A 23,027-nucleotide genomic window follows, 5' to 3' on the forward strand; every position below is an offset into this window, starting at 1 on the left:
CCTTAAACCTTATTTGAAAGCCATTGCTCAATTAAAAAGCGTGAAATAGAGTCAACTCGTGGAAGCTTATAATGCTCGCCCTCGTCGCCCATATTGCCAAACTCGGCGACCTCTTCGCGGGTAAACCATTTAGCATCGTCTAATTCGTTTTTATCTACGTTAATTTGCTCTGTTTTAGCCTGTGCAATAAAGCCAAGCATAATAGATGAAGGAAACGGCCAAGGCTGAGAGGCAATATAACGTACATTTTCAACATCAACGCCCGCCTCTTCTTTTACTTCACGGGCAACCGCTTGTTCAAGTGTTTCACCTGGGTCAACAAACCCAGCAAGCGATGAATACATACCTTGCTGCCATATTGCTTGGCGGCCAAGTAAACAGCGCTCTACGCCATCGGCAAATACTTTTGTAACCACCATAATTACCGCCGGATCAGTGCGTGGAAATGTAGGGTGTTTACAGTGCTCGTTTTCACATAAACGTGAATGCCCTGCTTCAACTAACTTATTTTTACTGCCACAACGACCGCAAAAGCTATGTGTTGCGTGCCAGTAGCATAAACCACGCGCTAGTGCCGCAATTGAGCCATCTTGCATAGCCACTTGTGGACCATATTGGCGAATATCAAAAAATTGCGCATCGCCAATAATTGGGGCTAGCTCGTCATCGTGTATGGCCGACACATCAAGTGCAAATACACCGTGTTGCTCGTCATTTGAACCTAAAAACAGCGCATCTGATAAATCTAAATGGGCAATTTGTTGGTGTGTTAAATAGCACACCTGTGGGGAATTTTTATAAAACAATGTATGGTTATTATTAACCAAAAGCCACTTACTTTGCGCCGACATTTTTGCGCTTAACCACGCAGCGTCTTTACGAAAATTAGAACCTCTATCTAGTGGCATGTTGCTGTAATGAAGCATGTAAGTCCTTGGTAACTCGTTATGCTTTAAAATTACCATAATCATTTAGCAAACCCAATTGATTACAGCAATAAAAAAAGCCTATATAAGGCTTTATTAATCTATAACGGCTTTGTATTAAAATCTCTCATGTTGCAGGCACTTAGCTTGCTCTTTTTTAACTATTTTTTACTGTTAAAGGAGTAAGGAATTGTCAATTACATGAAACTGCTCAGCACTTTGTTTAAGCACTTCGGCGGTTAACTTATCGGCGCCGTACACATCGCATGGTACATTATATTGGTGTTTTAAATGCCCCAATAATAAAGCAAAGTCACCATCGCCAGAGAGTAAAATAACTTTATCGAGGTTTTTACCTTGCTCTAGCATGTCTATCGTTATGCCTACGTCCCAATCGCCCTTCGCGCTGCCATCACGACGCTGAATAAAAGGCTTAAGTTTTACCTCAAAGCCAATGGCCCGCAAAATGTTTTGAAACTGATTTTGTTTTTCATCACCACGATGAATTGCATACGCAAAAGCACAATCAATTGTGTATTGCTGTTTCATTTGCGCCCAAAAGGCATTGTAATCAAAATTTTTGCGGTAGCTCTCACGGCACGTGTAATAAATATTTTGTACATCAACAAAAATACCAACACGGGGTTTATTGTTTTGCGGCTCGTTATGTGAAGTCATTTATTTTCCTAAGTGGATAAAGGCAAATGGCCCAATTAACGTTGGCGCCATAAATGAGTGTTCCTTGCAATTATGCTTTAAGTAACCTAAATTGGTTACTTAATTAAATGTAACCAAATTTGGTTACTTAGGCCTATGTAACCTAAATTGGTTACTTATTGGATTTTTATGATTGGTGTGATCAGCGGCGATATCATTAAATCGCAAAAAATACCTAAGCAGCAGTACGATGCCATGCTTTATCAACTAGAGCAAAGTTTGCGTACAGTTTGTAATAAAACAACGCTTTGGAACATTTACCGGGGTGATGCATTTCAACTGCAAATAAACCAAAGTGAAGAAATAATTAAAACCGCGATTTTAATTTACCTGCATTTAAAGTTGGCCGGATATGAGCTTAGGCAAAGCATGGCACTTGGCAGCATTGATAACCCACGCAGTGACATTAAAACCGCAACGGGGTCTGCGTTTGTACTTTCAGGGCAAGGCCTAGATAAAATAACTAACCAGCGCTTTGTTTTTACTATTGCACAGCAAACAGTAGGTGAAAGCTTTGACCTTAATCTCGCCTTTGCTGATACCTTGCTGAGCAAAATAACGCAAAAGCAGGCCAACGCTTTATACGTGTATTTAACGCACACAGATAACAGCCATGCAGCACTTGCTAAAGAGCTAAATACTAGCCGCGAAAACGTTACTAAGCTGCTTAATTTAGCCAATTACCAACTTATAGAGCGCTTTATAGTTCACAGTGAGCAAGTTATAAAAACGATAGTAAAAGGAGTTATATAATGGCATTTTCGTTATTGCTCGTGGCGCTTATTATTGGCCACCTTCTCGCTGACTTTTACTGGCAACCTATGAGCTGGGTAAACGATAGAAATACCCGCCACTTTAAGGCTAAAAAGCTCTACTTTCATGTGCTAGTTCATGGCATTACGAGCGCTATAATTCTTACTCTTTGGGAATATACATTTGGCTGGCAGCAACTAAGTACTGTGTTACTTGCCACAGCTGTAATTATGCTTAGCCATTACTTTATTGATATTGCTAAGTCGTATTCAAATAAAGGGGTTGTGCCGTTTTTACTCGACCAAATAGCGCATATAGCCGTAATAATAGCGCTGTGTATTTATATAACCGATAACCAAAGTTTAATCGCTTACGTAAGCGCACTTGCCACAAACCCTAAAGTACTCTGGGTTGTATGCGGATATTTAATTATATTAAGCCCAAGTGCCGTATTTATAAGAATGATGCTAGAGAGGCTCACCGCTAACTTTTCAAGTGAAGGCAGCTTGGCATTGGCTGGGCAAAGCATTGGCATGATAGAGCGTGTATTAATGCTGAGCTTTATATTACTTGATCAATTTGCGGGGCTTGGCTTTTTGCTCGCTGCAAAGTCGGTATTTAGGTTTGGCGATTTAAGTGCCAGTAAAGATAAAAAGCTCACCGAATATGTAATGCTAGGCACCTTATTAAGTGTAAGTGTTACCCTGTTTATAGGATTAGGCGTTATCTATTTGATTAGGTAGGCAGTACAGTAATACCAACCTGCATAAATCTTTGATCAATTTAACGAATTAAATTGCACTATAACGTCGTTAAAAATTTTTTATTTACGACTGCATGGATGCAGGAGGTAGAGCAATGCAGGGAGCAATTGCCGAGAACAACTAGATACAAAAATTTTTGCCTAGTTCTAACGTAATTTTCTTAACGTTAAATAGACCCCGTATATAAGCAGATTGGTATAAGTATAAATTACAGATAATAAAAAACGCGCTACTTTTATTAAAAAGGTAGCGCGTTTTTTGTATTAGCGTTTAGTTAAAGGCCAATACAATCATTAATAATGATTAATCGTTATTTGTGCGACGACGGCGCTGCCCATTACCACCAACCGATTGGCGTTTTGCCCATGGGTTTTGTGCATTATCATCTGTTTTGGCTGCTGGCTTTTTAGAACCACCACGACGAGGGCCTGTACCATTACCGCCATTGTTTGGCTTTTTACTGTTAGGCTTGCTGCTATCAGATTTAGGTTTATTGAAAGGCTGTTTTTTCTTAGGCTTTTTAGCTGGTAACGGGCGAGCATCTAATGCACGCTCAGCTACTGGGTTTACTGGTTCAAAACCTTCTTCTTCAGCACGAGGAATAAGCTCTCCAATAAAGCGCTCAATGCCGTATAAATCTACTGCATCTTCAGTTGTTACAAACGAAATCGCATGACCAGACGCACCAGCACGACCTGTACGACCAATACGGTGTACGTAATCTTCATATACATTTGGTAAGTCATAGTTAACAACATGCGGAAGCTCAACAATATCAAGGCCGCGTGCCACAATATCAGTCGCTACAAGTACACGTACTTCTCCGCTTTTAAAACCATCAAGTGCTTTTACACGTGCGCCTTGTGATTTATTACCATGAATAGCTGCGCCTACTATATCGTCGCGCTCAAGTTGTTTAACCAAGCGGTTAGCGCCGTGTTTAGTGCGGCTAAATACTAAAACTTGCTGCCAATCGTTGCTACGAATTAAGTGGCTTAATAATGCTGTTTTACGTGGTTTGTCTACTGCATAAACACTTTGCGTTACACTTTTAGCCGTGGTGTTTTTTGCTGCAACTGAAATTTCAACAGGATCGTTTATTAGGCCTTTTGCTAATGCACGGATATCATCTGAAAATGTTGCTGAGAACATAAGATTTTGGCGTTTAGCAGGCATTTTAGCAATAAGGCGTTTAATATCGTGAATAAAGCCCATATCAAGCATGCGGTCAGCTTCATCAAGCACGAGTACTTCAACACTATCAAACTTAACTGCATTTTGATTATGTAAATCAATTAATCGACCCGGCGTGGCTACTAAAATATCAACCCCTTTACGAAGGCGCTGCATTTGCGGGTTAATTTTAACACCGCCATACACTACAAACGAACTTACGTCAGAGTGCTTAGCATACTCTTCTACGTTTTCGCTAACTTGCAATGCAAGCTCACGAGTTGGCGCTAATATAAGTGCACGTACGTGATTGCTTTTAGCTTTAGGGCCCGACGATAAACGCTCAATTAGCGGTAACGTAAAACCTGCGGTTTTACCAGTACCTGTTTGCGCAGCCGCCATAACATCGCGACGTTCAATAATTGCAGGAATTGCTTGAGCCTGAATAGGCGTTGGCGTTTCATAGCCCTTTTCTAAAACCGCATTAACTAAAGACTGTGATAAACCTAAACCATCAAAACTCATAAAATCTCTCAATAAAATAGAGGCCAAACCGGCCAAGGGCGCATTATACGCAACTAACTTAGAAATGCATGGAAATATTCACTTAGCAAATTAAGTGCTAACCTTAAAAGTAGCTAATAACAATACAAATCAACGCTATGACATTAAAAACTAAAGCTAATCAAATAACACTTAAGCAATGCCTAGAAAGTATAGATTCAAAACGTATTGAAGACACACAAACCTTACTAGCACTGTTTGAAAAAGTAACGCAGTCAAAGCCCGTTATATGGGGTAAAGATATTATAGGCTTTGATCACTACAACTATAAATACGACTCAGGCCGTACAGGCGAATGGCCAATCACCGGCTTTTCACCACGTAAAACTAAGCTTTCTATTTATATTATGCCCGGGTTTGATCACCCTAAAATAGCGGCATTATTAGATAAGCTTGGTAAACATAGCCTAGGTAAAAGCTGTTTGTACGTGACGAAATTAGAAAATATCGATTTAGCTATACTTGAGCAAATAATTGCTGAGTCGGTTTTAATAATGAGGCAAACATACCCAAAAAATTAATACCAATCTGCTTAATTAAGTGATCAATTTTGAGGCTGGAAAAACGTGTTGAAAGCTTGGCAAAATTTTCTATTTAGTTGTTCTCGGCAATTGCTCTGCATTCATGCAGTCATAAATGAGCATTTTTTAACGCATGTAGCAACACGTTTAGCCCCGCAAAATGATTAAGTATTATTGCGAATTGATATAACCTTGCTTAAAACAACAAAAGCGGCTAAAAGCCGCTTTTGTTTATATTTAACTCAATAAATATAATATTACTTAACACCTAGCTCGCGCAAACGCTCTTGCAAGTAACTATCTGCAGTGTAGCGCTCAGAAAGCACAACATCAGGACGTGGGTGTAAAAATAGTGGCAACGAAATACGCGACTTACTAGACGCTTTACCCGTTGGGTTAATTACACGGTGAATAGTCGATGGGAAATAACCACCCGACGCTTCTTGAAGCATGTCACCAATATTAATAATTAAGCTGCCAAAATCACATGGTACATCTAACCAACCGCCATCTGTTTTTTGAACTTGTAAACCAGGCTCGTTAGACGCCGGTAATACAGTTAATAAGTTAATATCACCATGTGCAGCGGCGCGAATAGCACCAGGCTCTTCGTCACCCGTCATTGGTGGGTAATGAAGGATACGTAATAATGTTTGCTCAGAATCAGCAATCATGTCTTTTAAATCAATAGAAAACTTAGCACGTACATCTGCAGGAGCTTCTGCTTGAACCCAACTTAAAAGCGTTGCAGCAAATTCGTTAGCTAAGCGGTAGTACTCACGTACGTCAGCTTCGAGCTGCTCTGGAACACGGCCTTTAGGGTAAACATGAAAGTACTCTTTAATGTCTTTTATTGTAAAGCCTTTCGCTACTTCAGATACTGAAGGCGGAAAATAACCGTCTTGAGTCTCTTTAGAGAATAAAAAGTCGTGCTTTTGCTCTGAGTTAAAAAAGTCTTGCCAATTTTTATAAATAGACTCAACTAAAGATTGTGGGATTGGGTGATTTTTTAATACACCAAAGCCAGTATTTCTTAACGATTCAACAAAGTGAGCAGCCGCATCGGGAGCTTTATAATCAACAGTAGGTAATTGCATTGTACGTTCCAGTGAATAGGTTGTTAGAAGTGAACTGCTTTAAAATATAATAGCTAAAATGCCAAGATAAAATAGCAAAGCCTTCATTATAGCGCTGTGCGAGGATAGACAAACCGCCCCAAAAACATAAGGACAAATGTCCGCAAGGCCATTTAGTAAGCAGTTTGCTTGATCGAGATCAAAGTATAATAAACATTGATTTTGCACACATTAGTGCTTATATCTGGTCTATCATTGTAACGTATTTAATTGTGACACTAAGGCTCATCCATGCGACAAAAAGTATCTTTTAAAAGCGGTGATTTAGAACTTGCCGGCCAACTCGAACGCCCATCAGGCGACATAAAATTTTATGCACTCTTTGCCCACTGCTTTACTTGCGGTAAAGATATTGCTGCCGCAACGCGTATTAGCCGAGCATTAACGCTACAAGGCATAGCCGTACTGCGTTTTGATTTTACCGGCCTTGGTAATAGCGATGGCGACTTTGCCAACAGTAATTTTTCTTCAAACATTCAAGACTTAGTTGCCGCAGCCGATCACTTACGTAAAAACTTCGAAGCCCCACAGTTATTAATTGGCCACAGCTTAGGCGGCGCAGCCGTACTTGCTGCCGCTGAACACATTCCAGAAATATCAGCGATTACAACTATTGGAGCACCATCAGATGCGCAGCATGTAGCGCATAATTTTGAAGCGCATTTAGATGAAATTAACGCCGCGGGTGAAGCTAAAGTAAGCTTAGCTGGTCGTGAGTTTACCATTAAAAAGCAATTTGTAGACGACATAGCAAAATACGATCGTAGCCATATAAGCAAATTAAAACGCGCGCTATTGGTTATGCACTCCCCTGTTGATGCAACAGTGAATATTTCTGAAGCCGAAAAAATTTACGCATCAGCTAAACATCCTAAAAGTTTTATAAGCCTAGATAGCGCCGATCACTTATTAAGCAATAAAAATGACGCCGATTACGCAGCGACTATTATTGCTAATTGGGCAAACCGATATGTTAAATATGATAAAGCCGGCTACAGTGCAAAATTAGAAGGTGGAAAAGTCTTAGTAGAAGAAAAAGACCATATTTTTACCCAGCACGTAAGTACAAAAGACCATACCTGGCTAGCCGACGAACCATTAAAGGTAGGCGGCAATAATTTAGGCCCTGATCCATACGATCATATACTCGCGGGTTTAGGCGCATGTACCTCGATGACACTGCGTATGTACGCAACATTAAAAAAGCTGCCGCTTGATCATGTAAAAGTAGAGCTTGAACACACGCGTGACTATTACAAAGATTGCGACAACGGTGAATGCACGCAAAACCTTGAAGCCATCACCCGTAAAATTACCCTACGTGGCGATTTAACCGAAGCACAGCGCCAACGTCTGCTAGAAATAGCCGACAAATGCCCCGTGCATAAAACCCTGCATAACAGCCCACTTGTTGTCAGTGAGTTAGTTGAGTAACTAAAATAAAAATAGCGCAGCCATGGCTGCGCTATCTAATAAAGTAAAGCTCTACAAGTTTTATTAATTTAAAAACGCCCCTACTTCTTTACTCATTCTATCCACCAGCCATTTTGGCCCGCCATCGTACATATCATTATGGCGCGATTTTTCTATCGTTATTTGGCTAACAGGAAACTCTTTAAGCTCTGTACCGTTTAATAACACGTTTGCATCAGCGGGGTAATCACTACCGCGCAATGTCAGTACGCGTGTATTTTTATTACGTGGGATCAACATGCGACGGTGATCCAGTGTAATTACTTGGTTTACTTCTCCTGGATAAATTGAAGCGTATAAAGCTGATATATCACCGCCGTTAGAGTGCCCAAACAAAGTAAGTTTAGTAAAATCATACTCAGGGTATTGCTCACTTAGCTGATTAACTAAAAACTTAAGTGTTACTACACCGCGGTGCCAGTTTTCCATGCGGGTGGTTAAATATGGCTGCATACGATTAAGCGCAGGGTCGGTTTTAAATTCATGCGCTACTGCAATGCTTAAATAACCTTTTGCATTAAACAGCTTACTGGCAAACGTGTATTCATTGTGGCTAATGCCGTAGCCCGCATTAATAAAAGCTACAGGGCACTTTATCTGCGCGCTGCATGTATTACTGTTATTTGGAAGTGTGATATTGACAGGAATGGTTCGATTGCGACTTTGATCTACTAGTACATCGTCTTGTGCAAAGCTAAAAGGTGAAATTAAACTCGCGCTTAGGCTAAGTGCGCTTAATGTTATTAACTTTTTTATTATTTTATGCATGTTTAAACTTATATAAACTATTGTTTTTAAATAAAAATAACTTTTACTATAAAGGTTAGCGCGCGCCATTGCTAATGTATGCGATAATACGCGTATTATTCTTAGTTAATTTAGAAAAGTACCCCATGAAATCATACAGCACCATTGAACAACGTATCGACATTTTGCAAAGTCGAATAGAAACCTACAAAGAAGAAATCGCCGTGTTACAGGCCGAGCCTAAAAGTAATAACGAGCGTATTATTTTTAAATTTATTGAAACAGGCAGCACAGGCAAAACAAAAGACTTTGTTCGTGAGTTAGGTATTAAGTCGCCGCGCGATAGCTTATATTCATCGGGTGATGTAACTAAGCTTGTTAAAGACGGCGCTGATGATATTACCCCTGCACTGCTTGAAATTGCGCGTGCACTTGCAAGTGCACGTAACAAAAATGGCCCTAGCTGTTAATACCTAGCTAAAGCGACTGTTTAACCTCTATGCTAGGTTATTCATTATTTAGAAGCTCGCACTTTGCAGCTTCTAAATAACGTAAATTAGTCACACAGTTCTATATCAAGGCTTGTAAGCAAATTAAGTGCTTCAAAGCGCTCAAACTTAGCGCCCGCTAATATATTATTGTTTAAATCAATATTAAACTCAGTTGCGCCAACAAAGTCACACTTAGTTAAATTGGTTTGAAGAAACTCACTATCGCGAAAATCTGTCCCAGTAAATTTACTTTGCTTTAAATCGGCATGTCTAAAATCAACGTTTTTTGCATAGCAGTGAATTAATTTTAGAGATTTTAAAGTTAATTCAAAAAAAGAGCTGTTACTGAGCTCACAACTATTAAAGCTCACTGGCGCATTTATACTTAGCGCTCCCCAATCTGCATCGCCCCATTGCACGCTGTTTAACTTACAATGGCTAAAACTTACATCTTCAAGCGAGCTATACCCCCACTTGACTGACGACAGATTACAATTTTTAAAGTTGCACTGTATAAATCGGCACGTTTTAAAGTGCGCCTGCGATAAATCACATTCTATAAACGTACACTCTTCAAATTCAGTATTTTCAATTGCTTGCTCTGCTAACTGCAAGGTACTAAATTGCTGATCGTAATAATGCTTATTGTTAGAAATTAACACTGTTTGTACTTGTCCGTAATTAGGTGTATTTAATGGGCATAGGGGTTATTTTTAGGTAAGTCTTTTTTAAGTGCTAACAACGCTATAAAAATTAAAGCAAATAACGGAAATAGCGCTAAGCACCCACCAACAAAGGCTAACACAGCGGGCATGGTACTTTTTCGTTTACCTATTTTGTAACTCGCTACAGCAAAAATAGGCACGCACAACACAATAAAAAAAGCTAAAAACTCACCAAATAAAGTTAGATTGAACGACATAAGAATTCCTTTTCAAAGTGCTAAATACCAATTCGCTTAATTAAATGTCATGGTGGATTAGTACAAATAGTAAACTAACTATAATTTAGCTATAAAAAAACCCCTAAGCAATAACTTATGGGTTTTTAAATTTAGCTAAAAGCAAATAAGCTAAGCAAATTACTCTTCGCTAGGAATTGCTTTTTCTACTACGTTAATAGCAAGCTCAGTAAGCGAATCGCTATTAGCTTTGCTAGGCGCGTTAGTTAATAAACATGACGCTTGAGTTGTTTTAGGGAAAGCAATAACGTCACGAATGTTATCTGTACCACATAAAAGCATTACTAGGCGGTCAAGGCCAAATGCTAAACCTGCGTGCGGCGGTGTACCATATTTAAGTGCATCAAGTAAAAAGCCAAACTTATCTTGCTGCTCTTGTGCATCAATACCTAAAATTCTAAATGCGGCTTCTTGCATATCTGCATTGTGAATACGTACCGAACCACCACCTACTTCGTAGCCGTTTAATACCATGTCGTAGGCATCTGAAATAGCCGCTGCAGGGCTTGCTTCAAGCTCACTTGCACTAATATCTTTTGGTGCGGTGAATGGATGATGCACAGCATGTAACGTGCCTTCGTCATCTTCTTCAAACATTGGGAAATCAACAACCCAAAGCGGAGCCCAGCTATCAAGGTTAGTGATTTCTAAATCAACACCAATCTTCAAGCGAAGCGCGCCCATTGCTTCGTTTACAACGTTACGTTTATCGGCACCAAATAAAATAATATCGCCAGTTTGTGCGTTAGTACGCTCAAGTAACTGGGTAATTACCTCTTCGTTTAAAAACTTAGCCACTGGAGATTGAACGCCTTCAGCGCCTGCATCACGGTCGTTTACTTTCATCCACGCCATGCCTTTAGCGCCGTAAATACCAATAAACTTAGTGTAATCGTCAAGTTGTTTACGCGAAAGCTTAGCGCCACCTGGTACTGTTAATACAGCAACACGGCCTTTTTCATCATTAGCCGGACCCGAGAAAACATTAAACTCTACATCTTTCACTAAATCTGCAACATCAACTAATTTCATCGGGTTACGTAAATCTGGCTTATCAGAACCGTAAAGGCTCATTGCCTCGCTGTAAGGCATAATTGGGAAGTCGCCTAAATCAACGTTTAATAATGATTGCCACATCTCACGAATCATTTTTTCAGTCATGCCACGTACTTGATCAGAGCTCATGAACGAGGTTTCTAAATCTATTTGAGTAAATTCAGGTTGGCGATCGGCACGTAAATCTTCATCACGGAAACATTTTACAATTTGGTAGTAACGGTCAAAACCCGACATCATCAACAATTGCTTAAACAACTGTGGAGACTGTGGTAAAGCGTAAAAGCTACCTTTATGAACTCGGCTCGGTACTAAATAATCGCGTGCGCCTTCTGGCGTTGCTTTAGTTAGTACTGGTGTTTCGATATCTAAAAAGCCGTTTTCATCTAAAAAGCGACGAACAAAGCTGCTTGCTTTAGCACGTAATTTAATACGGTCGCTCATTTCAAGGCGACGTAAATCTAAGTAACGATACTTTAAACGGCGCTCTTCTGAGTTTACTTGGTTAAAATCAAGTGGCAGCGGTTCAGAGCGGTTAATAATAGTAAGCTCTTTACCTAAAATTTCGATTTCGCCAGTCGCCATGTCTTTATTTACTTGGCTGTCTGGACGTGCGCGAACAATACCTTTTAACTGAACACAAAATTCTTGACGAAGTGTATTAGCAGAGCTCATTAATTCTTCAATGTCAGAATCGAATACAACTTGTACTAAACCTTCTCTATCGCGTAAATCGACAAAGATAAGTCCACCAAGGTCACGTCGTTTGTTGATCCAGCCACATAGCTCAACTTCTTGATCTACGTGAGTTTTATTTAGCTGTCCGCAATATATAGAGCGCATAGTTTTCCTGTCAGATAAAAGGCTTAAACGGTTAAAGTTATTTGTTTTAAGGCGTGTGATTTAAAATACAGGTCACCACAATACAAATAAAGCCGTTAGCAATCTAAAAATAATCAAATTAAGCCCTGCATTATACTCAACTAGCATTAAGATGCTAGGGCGTGTTTACCTTTGCAATGTTAATTTAAAGCAAGCATGGTATGTATTTGCTACACTGGCGCCACAAAGTCATTTACCCGCTATTTTTATGTTATATATTGGATGCCCTCAGTGGTCGAGTAACGCGTGGAAAGGCAATTTATTTTCAAGCCACTGTAAAAACGCCGATATGCTTAGCCAATACGCCCAGCATTTTAATTCAGTTGAAGGCAATACTAGCTTTTACGCCGACCCATCGCCAAGCACCGTATTGCGCTGGGCAAATAGCGTACCCGACGATTTTAAATTTACGTTTAAATTTCATCGTCGCTTTAGCCACGAACTGCAGCTTAGTAACATTCAAACAGAGCTTACCGATTGGCTTACGTTATTTGCTCCAATACTTGAAAAAACAGGGCAAATAATGCTGCAATTACCCAAAGCATTTGGCCCAAACGACTTACCTAAACTCGCCCAGTTTATTAGCTTACTCCCCAAGGAGCTAAATTACGGGGTAGAAGTACGCCATACTGAGTTTTTTAAAAAAGGCGAAGCCGAGGTAGCACTTAACCAACTATTAATAGCAAATAACATAAATCGTATTTCTATGGATACGCGGGCGCTTTTTGCAGTTAAGCCAACCACCGAGGCTTTAATAGATGCACAACAAAAAAAGCCGCACTTACCTGTACATGCAATAGCTACTGGCTCACAGCCGATGGCGCGTTTTGTCATAGCCGATTTACAAAACGACTATAAATCCTTTTATAAACCGTGGCTTGGTAAAGTAAAACAATGGATTGATGAGGGTAAAACGCCGTATGTGTTTTTTCATACCGCCGATAACCGTGAATCCCCATTACTTGCCAGGCAATTTTGTGAAGACCTAGGGTATAATCACCCAGTATTAAACCCATTCAGCGGCGAAAAAGAAGCCCACCAGCCTACGCTTTTTTAAATAGAGAATAAAAATGAGTGAATACGCACGTTACTTTACCGGCTACCCGGCAAACATTGTTGATCAGGTATTAAGCCTAATTAAAAACAAAAAAGTAAGTAACTACTTACTTAAAAAATACCCGCAGGCGCATACCATAACCACTGATAAACTACTTTATAGCTACGCCACCGAACTTAAAAAACAATATTTAAAAAACGCCCCACCGTTTGGCCGCGCTGCATTTAAAAAACAAGGCGATATGGTCACCAACGCATTGGGTACACACACCTACCGCATGCAAGGTAAAACCCGTAAGCACGATTTAGCGATTAACAGCGATTTATTGCGCGCTCCCGAGCCACTATTAAAAGCGTTAGTGGTTCATGAATTAGCGCATTTTAAAGAAAAAGATCATAACAAAGGCTTTTACCAACTTTGCTGCCACATGGAGCCGAGTTACCACCAATTAGAATTGGATTTACGAATTTTTTGTGTAGTGGTAGCGATGGGAGAGAATCCGTATTGAACAGCGGTCAGCGGTCAGCGGTCAGCGGTCAGCGGTCAGCGGTCAGCGGTCAGCGGTCAGCGGTCAGCGGTCAGCGGTCAGCGAAAATATAAATACAACCTAACTCGTAATCAAAGTTCTCAATAATAAAAAACGCGATTTAACATCGCGTTCTCTTTGGTAACTTTTCTACTGATCACTGAAAGCTTTAAACTGACAGCTCAAAAGCGTATTGGGTTTCGCTTCGCTCTACCCAACCTACATAACATTAAAGCCCTAAGCCTGCCATAAAGTCATCATCGGCATCATCTTGTTCTGCTTCTTTTGACTTTGCTTTTGCTTTTTCGGCTTTTTGCTTAGCTTCGTTTTCAATAATATCGTCTGGGTCTATTGCATCTACAATGTCAAAGTCGTGAAGTTTAATAAACTCTGTTTTATCCATTGCCAGCTCAAGGTAGAAAATATTTTGTTTGCTGGTTGTAAAGGTTACGCGGCGTGCTTGTGGCCGATCCATAGTGGTATCTACCGATATTTGCACTTGTTTATTAATCGCCATCATTTTTGGCTGGTTTTGCGTAATAGAGGTATGTAGTTGCTCGCGCACTTTAGAAGTAAAGTCACCAACAATTTGGTTCATCAGCTCACCTAATACATTAGATACGTCGTCTGATAAATGGCTGTGGGCAATTTCTTCCTCCGGCATACCCATGTTACGCATGTAGTCGCCGTATATTTCCATCGCTGCTTGTGAGGTAAAGTTGGTAACGACTAAACCTGTAAAGCCGCCATCAAATAATACAAAGCAGCCTATGTCTGGGCGCATGCAAGTGCGGGTTATTTTTTGTACCATTGCAGAGTAACTAATGCTGTTACCGCTGGCTGATGTGAGTACACCTGTTACCGAATGACATAGGGTTGCTAAAATATCGTCGGTGCTGATGATCTTACTTTTGCTCATTTAACGTTCTCTTTTATACTTATTATTCATAATTCTAGCCAAGCTACTGAATTTATCACTGACTATCCAGCATAAAATGTTAAAATAGTGCCATTATTTTTAAAGAGACTGCCTTCGTGACCACAAAAGACAGTATTTACGCCTCTGAGCAACAAGTAAAAGATTTTAGCTTCGACCAAAATGTGGTTGAAGTATTTCCTGATATGATCCAGCGCTCTGTGCCTGGTTATGCCACCATTGTAAGCACTATGGGTAAATTAGCAGGCGAATACGCACAAAGTAATTCAAACCTGTACGACTTAGGCTGCTCGCTAGGTGCAGTAACACTAAGTATGCGCCGTAATATTCGCACTGATAACTGCCACATTATTGCTGTTGATAACTCACAGGCCATGGTTGAGCGTTGTAAAATGCATTTACAAGGTTTTAAATCGGACGTACCGGTTACTGTTACCCTTGGCGATATTAACGAGCTTGAAATTCAAAACGCATCGGTTGTGGCAATGAACTTTACGCTGCAATTTATACCCCATGCACAGCGCCAAGCCGTGCTTGAAAAAATATACGCTAACTTAAAGCCCGGTGGCGTGCTGCTACTTAGCGAAAAAATTAAAGCCGAAAACGAGCAATGCGATAACTTATTAATTGATTTGCACCACGACTTTAAACGTCACAATGGCTACTCTGAGCTTGAAATAAGCCAAAAACGCACTGCTATTGAAAACGTAATGCGCCCCGATACACTCAGCACTCACTTTAATCGTTTAAGCGATATTGGCTTTAGCCAAACACAGGTGTGGTATCAATGTTTTAATTTTTGCTCAATGGTAGCAATTAAATAAAAAGAGTAATTTATGTCTCAATGGTTTAACCAATTTTACGCTGCAATTGCACAAAGCCCACTTAGCCACTGGCTAGAAACCCTACCCGCTCAATTAAAACATTGGCAGTTAGAGGCAAGCCATGGTGATTTACCTAAATGGCAAAAAGTACTTAAAAATTTGCCTGAAGTAAAAACAACTCATGTTGATATCGCCACTAAAGTAGAAATTGGCGCGCTAGGAGAAATGAGCGAAGGCGAGCAAAAACAAGCAACGCATTTATTAAAACGAATGATGCCTTGGCGCAAAGGCCCTTTTAGTGTGCACGGTATTGAAATAAACACCGAATGGCGCAGTGATTGGAAGTGGGATCGCCTCCTGCCTCATATTGAGCCATTAAAAGGCCGCACAGTGTTAGATATTGGTTGTGGCTCTGGCTATCATTTATGGCGTATGCGCGGCGAAGGCGCCGAGTTTGTAGTGGGTATTGACCCGTCTGATTTATTTTTATGTCAGTTTCAGGCTATTAAACACTACAACCCAGACGAAAACGTTCATTTATTGCCACTAGGTGTAGAAGCCCTACCGGAACTTAAAGCCTTTGATACGGTTTTTTCGATGGGGGTACTTTATCATCGTCGCTCGCCAATTGATTTTTTAGCGCAGTTAAAAGCGCAGCTTCGCCCGGGTGGCGAGTTAGTGCTAGAAACCTTAGTTATTGAAGGCGATGAAAACACAGTACTCGTGCCTACCGACCGCTATGCAAAAATGCGCAATGTGTGGTTTATTCCAAGTACTGCTGCATTAAAACTGTGGATGGAGCGTGTTGGCTTTAAAGATGTGCAAATAAAAGATTGTGCAATTACTACGCTTGAAGAACAACGTAAAACCGATTGGATGGAAAACGAGTCGTTAATAGACTTTTTAGATCCAAACGATACAAGTAAAACCATTGAAGGTTATCCCGCTCCACTTAGAGCTATATTAACCGCAAAAGCATAACGGTTAATTTAACGTCTTTATTTACTAAAAAAACGCCTGCGGGCGTTTTTTTGTTTATTTAAACAACAAGCAGCGGACAAGTGTCCTTGTTTATTATTTCAAAATTACATTTGCGCTAGCCGCGCAGTTGCAATTGTTGTAAAATACGCGCGTTTCTAAGCAACCCAAAACAACTATTTTGAGGAAAACCTGTGAGCGAACAAAAACAGTCTCTAAGCTATAAAGACGCGGGCGTAGATATCGACGCTGGTAATGCACTTGTTGAGCGTATTAAAGGCGTAGTGAAAAAAACTCGTCGTCCTGAAGTTATGGGCGGAATTGGTGGTTTTGGCGCACTTTGCGAAATTCCTGAAGGTTATAAGCAACCTGTATTAGTTGCTGGTACTGATGGTGTTGGTACTAAACTTCGTTTAGCTATCGATTTAAAAAAGCACGACACTGTTGGTATTGATTTAGTTGCGATGTGTGTAAACGATTTAATAGTACAAGGCGCTGAACCCCTGTTTTTTCTAGATTACTACGCAACGGGTAAACTAGATATAGACACAGCAGCCGATGTAGTAACCGGTATTGGTAAAGGTTGTGAGATTTCTGGTTGTGCCCTAATTGGTGGCGAAACAGCAGAAATGCCAGGTATGTATGATGGTGAAGACTACGACATGGCAGGCTTTTGTACCGGTGTAGTAGAAAAATCTAAAATTATTGATGGCACTAAAGTAGCAGCAGGCGATCAGCTTATTGCGCTTGCATCTAGCGGTCCTCACTCAAACGGTTTTTCTTTAATTCGTAAAGTACTTGAAGTATCAAACGCTGATACAAACCAAGTAATTGACGGTAAAACATTAGGCGAGCATTTATTAGAGCCTACACGTATTTACGTAAAACCTTTACTTGAGTTATTTAAGCAAGTTGACGTGCATGCCCTTTCGCACATTACTGGCGGTGGCTTTTGGGAAAATATTCCTCGCGTGTTACCAGGCTCTGCAAAGGCAGTGGTTAAAGGCGATAGCTGGCAGTGGCCAAGTATTTTTAACTGGCTACAAGAAAACGGTAACATTGCTACTCACGAAATGTACCGTACATTTAACTGTGGCGTTGGCATGGTATTAGTAGTCCCTGCAGACAAACTTGAACAAAGCTTAACTATTTTAAAAGACTTAGGCGAAAATGCATGGCACCTTGGTGAAATTCATGATGCAGCGCCAGGCGAAGAGCAAGTAGAAATTGTAGGTGGTGCTAAGTAATGGCACCCACTCGTCTGGTAGTTTTGATCTCAGGTAGTGGCTCTAATTTACAAGCCATCATTGATGCCTGCGAACGTGGCGAGATAAATGGGCATATAGCGGCTGTTATTAGCAATAAAGCAGACGCTTATGGCCTAGAGCGTGCTAAACAAGCAGGTATTGCTACAAAAGTGCTGAGTCATAAAGATTTTGACTCGCGCGAAGCCTATGATGCGCAATTAATGAACGTTATCGACTCTTTTATGCCGAATCTAGTTGTATTAGCTGGGTTTATGCGTATTCTTACTCCTAGCTTAGTGCAAAAATATGTTGGAAAAATGTTGAACATTCATCCATCTTTGTTGCCTAAGTATCAGGGGCTGAATACCCACCAAAGAGCAATTGATGCAAAAGACGATGTTCATGGCGTAAGTGTTCACTTTGTTACTGAAGAATTAGACGGCGGTCCGGTTATTCTTCAGGCGCAAATACCTGTACTCAAGGATGATACAGCAGAGACATTAGCAAAGCGCGTGCACGAGCAAGAGCATATAATTTATCCTTTGGTGGTCAAATGGTTCAGTGAACAAAGACTTACTATGGAAGCAGATTATGCAGTTCTTGACGAAAAACAACTTCCTGCACACGGCGCGCACTACCCACAATAAAAAAATAAGTGCCTTGCTATTATGTGCGGGCGCTTTACTTCCTACTAGCCTTATTGCAGGCGAACTAACACAGTATCAAGCAAGCTATGATATTTTACGCAAAGGTAAAAATCATGGTGAAGCCGTACGTGAGCTTAAAAAATTAAGCGATAATAACTACGAGCTTACTTATCACAGCAATATAGAGTGGATGATTTTTTCTGACTCGCGCGAAGAAACCTCAAAGTTTACATACAAAGATGGCAAAGTTACCCCACATCATTACAACATGGTGCGTACAGGCACAGGCCCAGATAAAGATTACAAAATAGACTTTGATACGCAAAATAAAGTGGTCACAAGTAGCACTAGCGAATACCCGCTAAAATGCGAGTGGACTGACGAATTTCAGGACGCTATTTCGTACCAAGTACAAGTACGTGAAGGCCTAAAAAAAGGCGAAACTAATTTCTCGTTTCCGCTTATTGATAAAAAAGGTAATCGCCGCGACTACAACTTTGAAGTAACAGGCACTGAAATGATTTCGTTGCCTATTGGCAATGTAGAAGCCATTAAAGTTAAACGCTTATACGATAATGACAAACGCCAAGCGCTTGCATGGTTTGCTCCTGAAATGGATTACATGCTAGTACGTATGTGGAAAGGTGAAAAAGGGATGGAGCAGTTTGAAGTACAAATGAACTCGTTTACCGTTACTCAACCTGTCGCGGCTCCTGCAGCTGTAGCAGACAAAAGCGATGCTAGCGTAGAGGCGCTATAACACATATTTGCAATAATTAATTATGCAAACTGGTAAAAGTGTATATTGAATAAAAAAACGCGATTTTACATCGCGTTTTTTTATGTTTTTAATTTAGCGCTAAATTAACTCGCCCATTTTAAATAAAGCAAACTCACCCGGCTGCATTTTTTGCCAACGCTCATCATTAGTGAGTGGGCGTGTGGTTATTACGGTTACTACATCGTTTGGTGTGGTTTCTTCGTTAAAATCAACCACCATATCAGCATCAATCAAGGTTGCTTTACCAAATGGCGCTCGGCGCGTTATGTAATGTAAGTTATTAGTACAATACGCTAATACAAACACGCCATCTGTAAGCAACATATTAAATACGCCCTTTTCACGCAACGTGTGCGAAAGCTTAGCAGCATACCTAAAAACAGACGCCATATTAGATGGGCGTTTTGGGTATTTTTCACGAATTTTATCAAGCAACCAACAAAATGCCAGTTCGCTATCGGTATTTCCTACAGGGCGATAATACTGTGGTTTTAAGTCGTGATAATTAGAAAGCTGCCCATTGTGTGCATAGGTGATTTCGCGGCCCCAAAGCTCGCGTGTAAACGGATGGGTGTTCTCAAGGCACACTCGCCCACGATTACCTTGGCGAATATGGCTAATAACCGACACGCTTTTAATTGGGTACGCTTTAACGAGCTTTGCAATTTCTGATTGATAGCTTGGCTCAGGATCTTTAAACGTTCTACAACCTTTACCTTCGTAAAAGGTAATCCCCCAACCATCTTTATGCGGGCCGGTATTGCCACCGCGCTCTAAAAGCCCTGAAAAACTAAAACAAATATCGGTAGGTACGTTGGCTGACATGCCAAGTAATTCACACATTAATAAACTAACCCTTAAAAAATACGTATAAATAACGCTGTGCTTTACATTGCGCTACAGCAGACATATTTACTTAAAAAACCTTTTTTGGCTAGCTGATTTACTGATTTTTAGCTCATTAATATAACTAATCGGTGAATTAAATGCAGTGGCAATGCATGCTCGTTCCTCTTTAAGGGAAGCTGTGAATTAATTATGGCTATTTCGACTATAATTTATCACTGTAATGTACTTGAAACTTAGGCTCACTAGCGCTACTCTAACTGAGGTGGTCTGACCTCTATTAAGGAATAAGCAATGACACTCATATTTACACTCGGTTTAATCGTATTGCTCAGCATCGCGATTTACCACAGAGCGAGTTGGAACACAGCACTTGGTGTTTCTGCCGCAACTTTATTAATTGGTACCTTTGCGGGTGCTTTTGGTTTAATTAGCTGGTTGATCTTTTTGATCATCGCGGTTCCTCTTTCTGTTACTGGCATTCGTCAGCAATATATAATCAAGCCTATTTTTTCTACCTTTAAAAAAGTAACGCCAAGCATGTCTGACACAGAAAAGTCAGCAATCGATGCCGGTACTACGTGGTGGGAAGCTGATTTATTTTGTGGTAACCCAGATTGGAAAAAGCTACACCAATACCCAATCCCTAAACTTACTATTGAAGAACAAGCCTTTATTGATGGCCCTGTAGAAGTAGTTTGTAGCATGCTAGATGATTGGGAAGCAACGCACGAGCTTACTGACCTTCCTCAAGATGTATGGCAATACCTAAAAGATAATCAATTTTTTGCCATGATCATCAAAAAGGAATACGGCGGTTTAGAGTTCTCTGCGTTTGCACAATCTTGTGTGCTTCAAAAGTTAACGAGTAAATCAACACTGCTTTCGTCAATTGTTGGTGTACCAAACTCTTTAGGCCCGGGTGAATTATTACAGCACTATGGTACAAAAGAGCAAAAAGATCATTACTTACCGCGCTTAGCGAGCGGTAAAGAAATCCCTTGTTTCGCACTAACCTCGCCAGAGGCTGGCTCTGATGCAAGCTCAATTCCTGATTACGGTGTTGTGTGTAAAGGACAATGGAACGGCGAAGAAGTTGTAGGTGTAAGCCTTACGTGGAATAAGCGTTACATTACACTTGCACCAGTAGCTACAGTGCTTGGTCTTGCATTTAAACTACAAGATCCAGACGGTTTATTAAGCGATGTTAAAGAGCCGGGTATTACCTGTGCACTTATTCCAACAGATACTCCTGGAGTAGAAATTGGACGTCGTCACTTTCCGCTTAACGTACCATTTCAAAATGGCCCAACTCGCGGTAAAGACATATTTGTACCACTTGATTACATTATTGGCGGACCAGAAATGGCAGGCCAAGGCTGGCGTATGCTGGTTGAGTGTTTATCGGTTGGCCGTGCAATCACATTGCCGTCAAATTCAACCGGTGGCATTAAAACTATCGCTTTAGCTACAGGTGCTTATAGCCGTATTCGTCGTCAGTTCCGTTTACCTATTGGTAAAATGGAAGGTGTTGAAGAGTCTTTGGCTAAACTTGCAGGTTACGCTTACAGCTCTGATGCAGCGGTTAGCATGTCTACCGGCGCAGTTGATTTAGGTGAAAAGCCATCGGTTGTTTCAGCTATTATTAAATACCACCTTACTGAGCAAATGCGCGACTCAACCATTCATGCAATGGATGTACTTGGCGGTAAGGGCATCATGCTTGGGCCAAATAACTATTTAGGTCGTGGCTATCAAGGCGCACCTATTGCCATTACCGTTGAAGGTGCAAACATCTTGACCCGTAATATGATTATTTATGGTCAAGGTGCAATTCGCTGTCACCCATTTGTACTAACAGAGCTTGGTGCATGTGAAATTGAAGACCGCGAAGAAGCGCTTAACGTATTTGATAAAGCGCTAATGGGCCACATTGGCTTTACTATGTCGAACCTTGTACGTACTAAGTGGCTTGCACTTACAGGTGCACGTTTTACAAGCGTACCTTATAAAGATGAAACGGCTGAGTTTTACCGAATCGCGTCTCGCTTTAGTGCCTCTTTAGCACTTATGTCTGACATCAGCATGGCAGTATTTGGTGGCTCTCTTAAACGTAAAGAACGTATTTCTGCACGTTTAGGTGACTTACTAAGCTACCTTTACTTAGTGTCTGCAACGCTTAAACGTTACAACGATGAAGGCCGTAAAAAAGAAGATTTTGCACTTGTACAATGGAGTTGTCAGGATCATCTTTACCACTGCCAACGTGCCCTTGCTGATTTAATCAATAACATGCCATCTGCCCCACTACGTGGCGTACTAAAAGTATTGTTATTCCCATTTGGTCGCCCGGTTCGTAAACCTACAGACAAACTTGAGCATAAATTAGCACAACTACTACAAGTACCTAGCGAAACGCGTAACCGTTTAGCAAGCTATGTTTACTTAACTGACGAACCTCTTAATTTAGTAGGCCGTCAAGAGCAAACACTTAAAGACGTACTGGCTGTAGAGCCGTTATTTGAGCGAGTATGTAAAGAGAAAGGCCTTAAACTGCCATTCTTCCAACTTGATAAAGTAGCGCAAATGGGTCTTGAAGCTGGCATATTAAGTCAAGCAGAAGCTGACAAATTAGCTGCTGTAGAAAAAGCCCGTCTAGACGTAATTAACGTTGACGACTTTGAGCCAGCTGATTTATTGGCAGGCAAAGCCGCACGTAAAAGCGAAGACAAAAAGGCAGATGCAGCTTAATCAACCAAGCTAAGCATCTGAATAGCAAAAGCCAGCGCTCTAGCGCTGGCTTTTTTGTACTCAATTTTAATTAGCTTAAAGCAATAACTTTAAGCTCGATCAGTATCAAAAAATATAAAACCTACCAATACATTATAAAGCTTACTAATCACTCATCTAATACACGCTTTGTAACACTTTATTAAGCCTTGAATAAGCTCCAAAGCTTGCGTTTAAAAAATGTACGAGCAACACTCAAATACGCTAATAATAATTCAAGGACTGTATTA

General features: G+C 40.6%; 23 protein-coding genes. 13 read left to right on the forward strand and 10 right to left on the reverse strand.

Features of this window, described 5'->3' with window-relative positions; all coding sequences use genetic code 11:
- Positions 1–2 precede the first annotated feature (2 nt).
- Positions 3–926: an NAD(+) diphosphatase gene (nudC, locus tag ATS74_RS07400; RefSeq protein ID WP_058548715.1), complete on the reverse strand. Its 924-nt coding sequence runs from the start codon at positions 924–926 to the stop codon at positions 3–5.
- Between the two features lie 174 nt (positions 927–1,100).
- Complete coding sequence (locus ATS74_RS07405; protein ID WP_058548282.1) at positions 1,101–1,604, reverse strand: LabA-like NYN domain-containing protein; 504 nt, start codon at positions 1,602–1,604, stop codon at positions 1,101–1,103.
- A gap of 168 nt (positions 1,605–1,772) precedes the next feature.
- Between ATS74_RS07405 and ATS74_RS07410 the strand changes: the two genes are divergently transcribed.
- Both ATS74_RS07410 and ATS74_RS07415 read left to right on the forward strand, forming a co-directional pair.
- Positions 1,773–2,396 carry a hypothetical protein gene (locus ATS74_RS07410; protein ID WP_058548283.1) on the forward strand — a complete coding sequence of 208 codons (624 nt, stop codon included), beginning with the start codon at positions 1,773–1,775 and terminating at the stop codon, positions 2,394–2,396.
- Positions 2,396–3,139 (forward strand): DUF3307 domain-containing protein, encoded by a 744-nt coding sequence (locus tag ATS74_RS07415; protein ID WP_058548284.1) that lies wholly within the window; start codon positions 2,396–2,398, stop codon positions 3,137–3,139. Before ATS74_RS07410 ends, ATS74_RS07415 begins: the two co-directional genes overlap by 1 nt.
- A 324-nt stretch (positions 3,140–3,463) precedes the next feature.
- On the opposite strand, the gene ATS74_RS07420 is transcribed toward ATS74_RS07415, so the two are convergent.
- Positions 3,464–4,858 carry a DEAD/DEAH box helicase gene (locus tag ATS74_RS07420; RefSeq protein ID WP_058548285.1) on the reverse strand — a complete coding sequence of 465 codons (1,395 nt, stop codon included), beginning with the start codon at positions 4,856–4,858 and terminating at the stop codon, positions 3,464–3,466.
- Between the two features lie 137 nt (positions 4,859–4,995).
- On the opposite strand from ATS74_RS07420, the gene ATS74_RS07425 reads away from it, so the two are divergent.
- Positions 4,996–5,418, forward strand: a complete 423-nt coding sequence (locus ATS74_RS07425; RefSeq protein ID WP_058548286.1) for a DUF1801 domain-containing protein — start codon at positions 4,996–4,998, stop codon at positions 5,416–5,418.
- Positions 5,419–5,675: 257 nt separating this feature from the next.
- Here the strand turns inward: ATS74_RS07425 and ATS74_RS07430 are convergent, their stop codons facing one another.
- On the reverse strand, positions 5,676–6,515 hold the full coding sequence (locus tag ATS74_RS07430) for an isopenicillin N synthase family dioxygenase (RefSeq protein ID WP_058548287.1): 840 nt from the start codon (positions 6,513–6,515) through the stop codon (positions 5,676–5,678).
- 270 nt (positions 6,516–6,785) lie between these two features.
- On the opposite strand from ATS74_RS07430, the gene ATS74_RS07435 reads away from it, so the two are divergent.
- Positions 6,786–7,988, forward strand: a complete 1,203-nt coding sequence (locus tag ATS74_RS07435) for a bifunctional alpha/beta hydrolase/OsmC family protein (RefSeq protein ID WP_058548288.1) — start codon at positions 6,786–6,788, stop codon at positions 7,986–7,988.
- Between the two features lie 63 nt (positions 7,989–8,051).
- Here the strand turns inward: ATS74_RS07435 and ATS74_RS07440 are convergent, their stop codons facing one another.
- The gene (locus tag ATS74_RS07440) at positions 8,052–8,795 is read right to left on the reverse strand and encodes an alpha/beta hydrolase (RefSeq protein WP_058548716.1); all 744 of its coding nucleotides are present in this window, start codon (positions 8,793–8,795) and stop codon (positions 8,052–8,054) included.
- A gap of 125 nt (positions 8,796–8,920) precedes the next feature.
- Between ATS74_RS07440 and ATS74_RS07445 the strand changes: the two genes are divergently transcribed.
- Positions 8,921–9,244, forward strand: coding sequence for a hypothetical protein (locus ATS74_RS07445; protein ID WP_058548717.1), 324 nt, complete (start codon positions 8,921–8,923; stop codon positions 9,242–9,244).
- Between the two features lie 86 nt (positions 9,245–9,330).
- On the opposite strand, the gene ATS74_RS07450 is transcribed toward ATS74_RS07445, so the two are convergent.
- From ATS74_RS07450 to aspS, 3 genes are all read right to left on the reverse strand, one after another.
- Complete coding sequence (locus tag ATS74_RS07450; RefSeq protein WP_058548289.1) at positions 9,331–9,927, reverse strand: pentapeptide repeat-containing protein; 597 nt, start codon at positions 9,925–9,927, stop codon at positions 9,331–9,333.
- Positions 9,928–9,956: 29 nt separating this feature from the next.
- A complete protein-coding gene (locus ATS74_RS07455; protein ID WP_058548290.1) occupies positions 9,957–10,187 on the reverse strand; it encodes a hypothetical protein in 231 nt (76 codons plus the stop codon).
- A 159-nt stretch (positions 10,188–10,346) separates the two neighbouring features.
- Entirely contained in the window at positions 10,347–12,125 is a 1,779-nt protein-coding gene (gene aspS, locus ATS74_RS07460) for an aspartate--tRNA ligase (RefSeq protein WP_058548291.1), read from the reverse strand.
- Positions 12,126–12,372: 247 nt separating this feature from the next.
- On the opposite strand from aspS, the gene ATS74_RS07465 reads away from it, so the two are divergent.
- Positions 12,373–13,221 (forward strand): DUF72 domain-containing protein, encoded by an 849-nt coding sequence (locus tag ATS74_RS07465; RefSeq protein ID WP_058548718.1) that lies wholly within the window; start codon positions 12,373–12,375, stop codon positions 13,219–13,221.
- Between the two features lie 13 nt (positions 13,222–13,234).
- A complete protein-coding gene (locus ATS74_RS07470) occupies positions 13,235–13,729 on the forward strand; it encodes a M48 metallopeptidase family protein (protein WP_058548292.1) in 495 nt (164 codons plus the stop codon).
- Between the two features lie 247 nt (positions 13,730–13,976).
- Here the strand turns inward: ATS74_RS07470 and ATS74_RS07475 are convergent, their stop codons facing one another.
- Complete coding sequence (locus ATS74_RS07475; protein WP_058548293.1) at positions 13,977–14,666, reverse strand: DUF3334 family protein; 690 nt, start codon at positions 14,664–14,666, stop codon at positions 13,977–13,979.
- Between the two features lie 116 nt (positions 14,667–14,782).
- Here ATS74_RS07475 and cmoA point away from each other — a divergent pair, with 116 nt between their 5' ends.
- From cmoA to ATS74_RS07500, 5 genes are all read left to right on the forward strand, one after another.
- The gene (gene cmoA / locus ATS74_RS07480; RefSeq protein ID WP_058548294.1) at positions 14,783–15,508 is read left to right on the forward strand and encodes a carboxy-S-adenosyl-L-methionine synthase CmoA; all 726 of its coding nucleotides are present in this window, start codon (positions 14,783–14,785) and stop codon (positions 15,506–15,508) included.
- 12 nt (positions 15,509–15,520) lie between these two features.
- A complete protein-coding gene (cmoB, locus tag ATS74_RS07485; protein ID WP_058548295.1) occupies positions 15,521–16,489 on the forward strand; it encodes a tRNA 5-methoxyuridine(34)/uridine 5-oxyacetic acid(34) synthase CmoB in 969 nt (322 codons plus the stop codon).
- Positions 16,490–16,680: 191 nt separating this feature from the next.
- The gene (purM, locus tag ATS74_RS07490; RefSeq protein ID WP_058548296.1) at positions 16,681–17,733 is read left to right on the forward strand and encodes a phosphoribosylformylglycinamidine cyclo-ligase; all 1,053 of its coding nucleotides are present in this window, start codon (positions 16,681–16,683) and stop codon (positions 17,731–17,733) included.
- Complete coding sequence (purN, locus tag ATS74_RS07495; RefSeq protein ID WP_058548297.1) at positions 17,733–18,380, forward strand: phosphoribosylglycinamide formyltransferase; 648 nt, start codon at positions 17,733–17,735, stop codon at positions 18,378–18,380. The genes purM and purN overlap by 1 nt, the downstream gene beginning before the upstream one ends.
- Positions 18,334–19,140, forward strand: coding sequence for a DUF3108 domain-containing protein (locus ATS74_RS07500; protein ID WP_373864953.1), 807 nt, complete (start codon positions 18,334–18,336; stop codon positions 19,138–19,140). Before purN ends, ATS74_RS07500 begins: the two co-directional genes overlap by 47 nt.
- Positions 19,141–19,239: 99 nt before the next feature.
- On the opposite strand, the gene ATS74_RS07505 is transcribed toward ATS74_RS07500, so the two are convergent.
- On the reverse strand, positions 19,240–20,004 hold the full coding sequence (locus tag ATS74_RS07505; RefSeq protein ID WP_058548299.1) for a class II glutamine amidotransferase: 765 nt from the start codon (positions 20,002–20,004) through the stop codon (positions 19,240–19,242).
- A 297-nt stretch (positions 20,005–20,301) separates the two neighbouring features.
- Here ATS74_RS07505 and fadE point away from each other — a divergent pair, with 297 nt between their 5' ends.
- Positions 20,302–22,758 (forward strand): acyl-CoA dehydrogenase FadE, encoded by a 2,457-nt coding sequence (gene fadE, locus ATS74_RS07510; protein ID WP_058548300.1) that lies wholly within the window; start codon positions 20,302–20,304, stop codon positions 22,756–22,758.
- Positions 22,759–23,027 lie beyond the last annotated feature (269 nt).

Source organism: Pseudoalteromonas sp. H103 (assembly GCF_001469205.1).
GTDB classification, from domain to species: domain Bacteria; phylum Pseudomonadota; class Gammaproteobacteria; order Enterobacterales; family Alteromonadaceae; genus Pseudoalteromonas; species Pseudoalteromonas carrageenovora.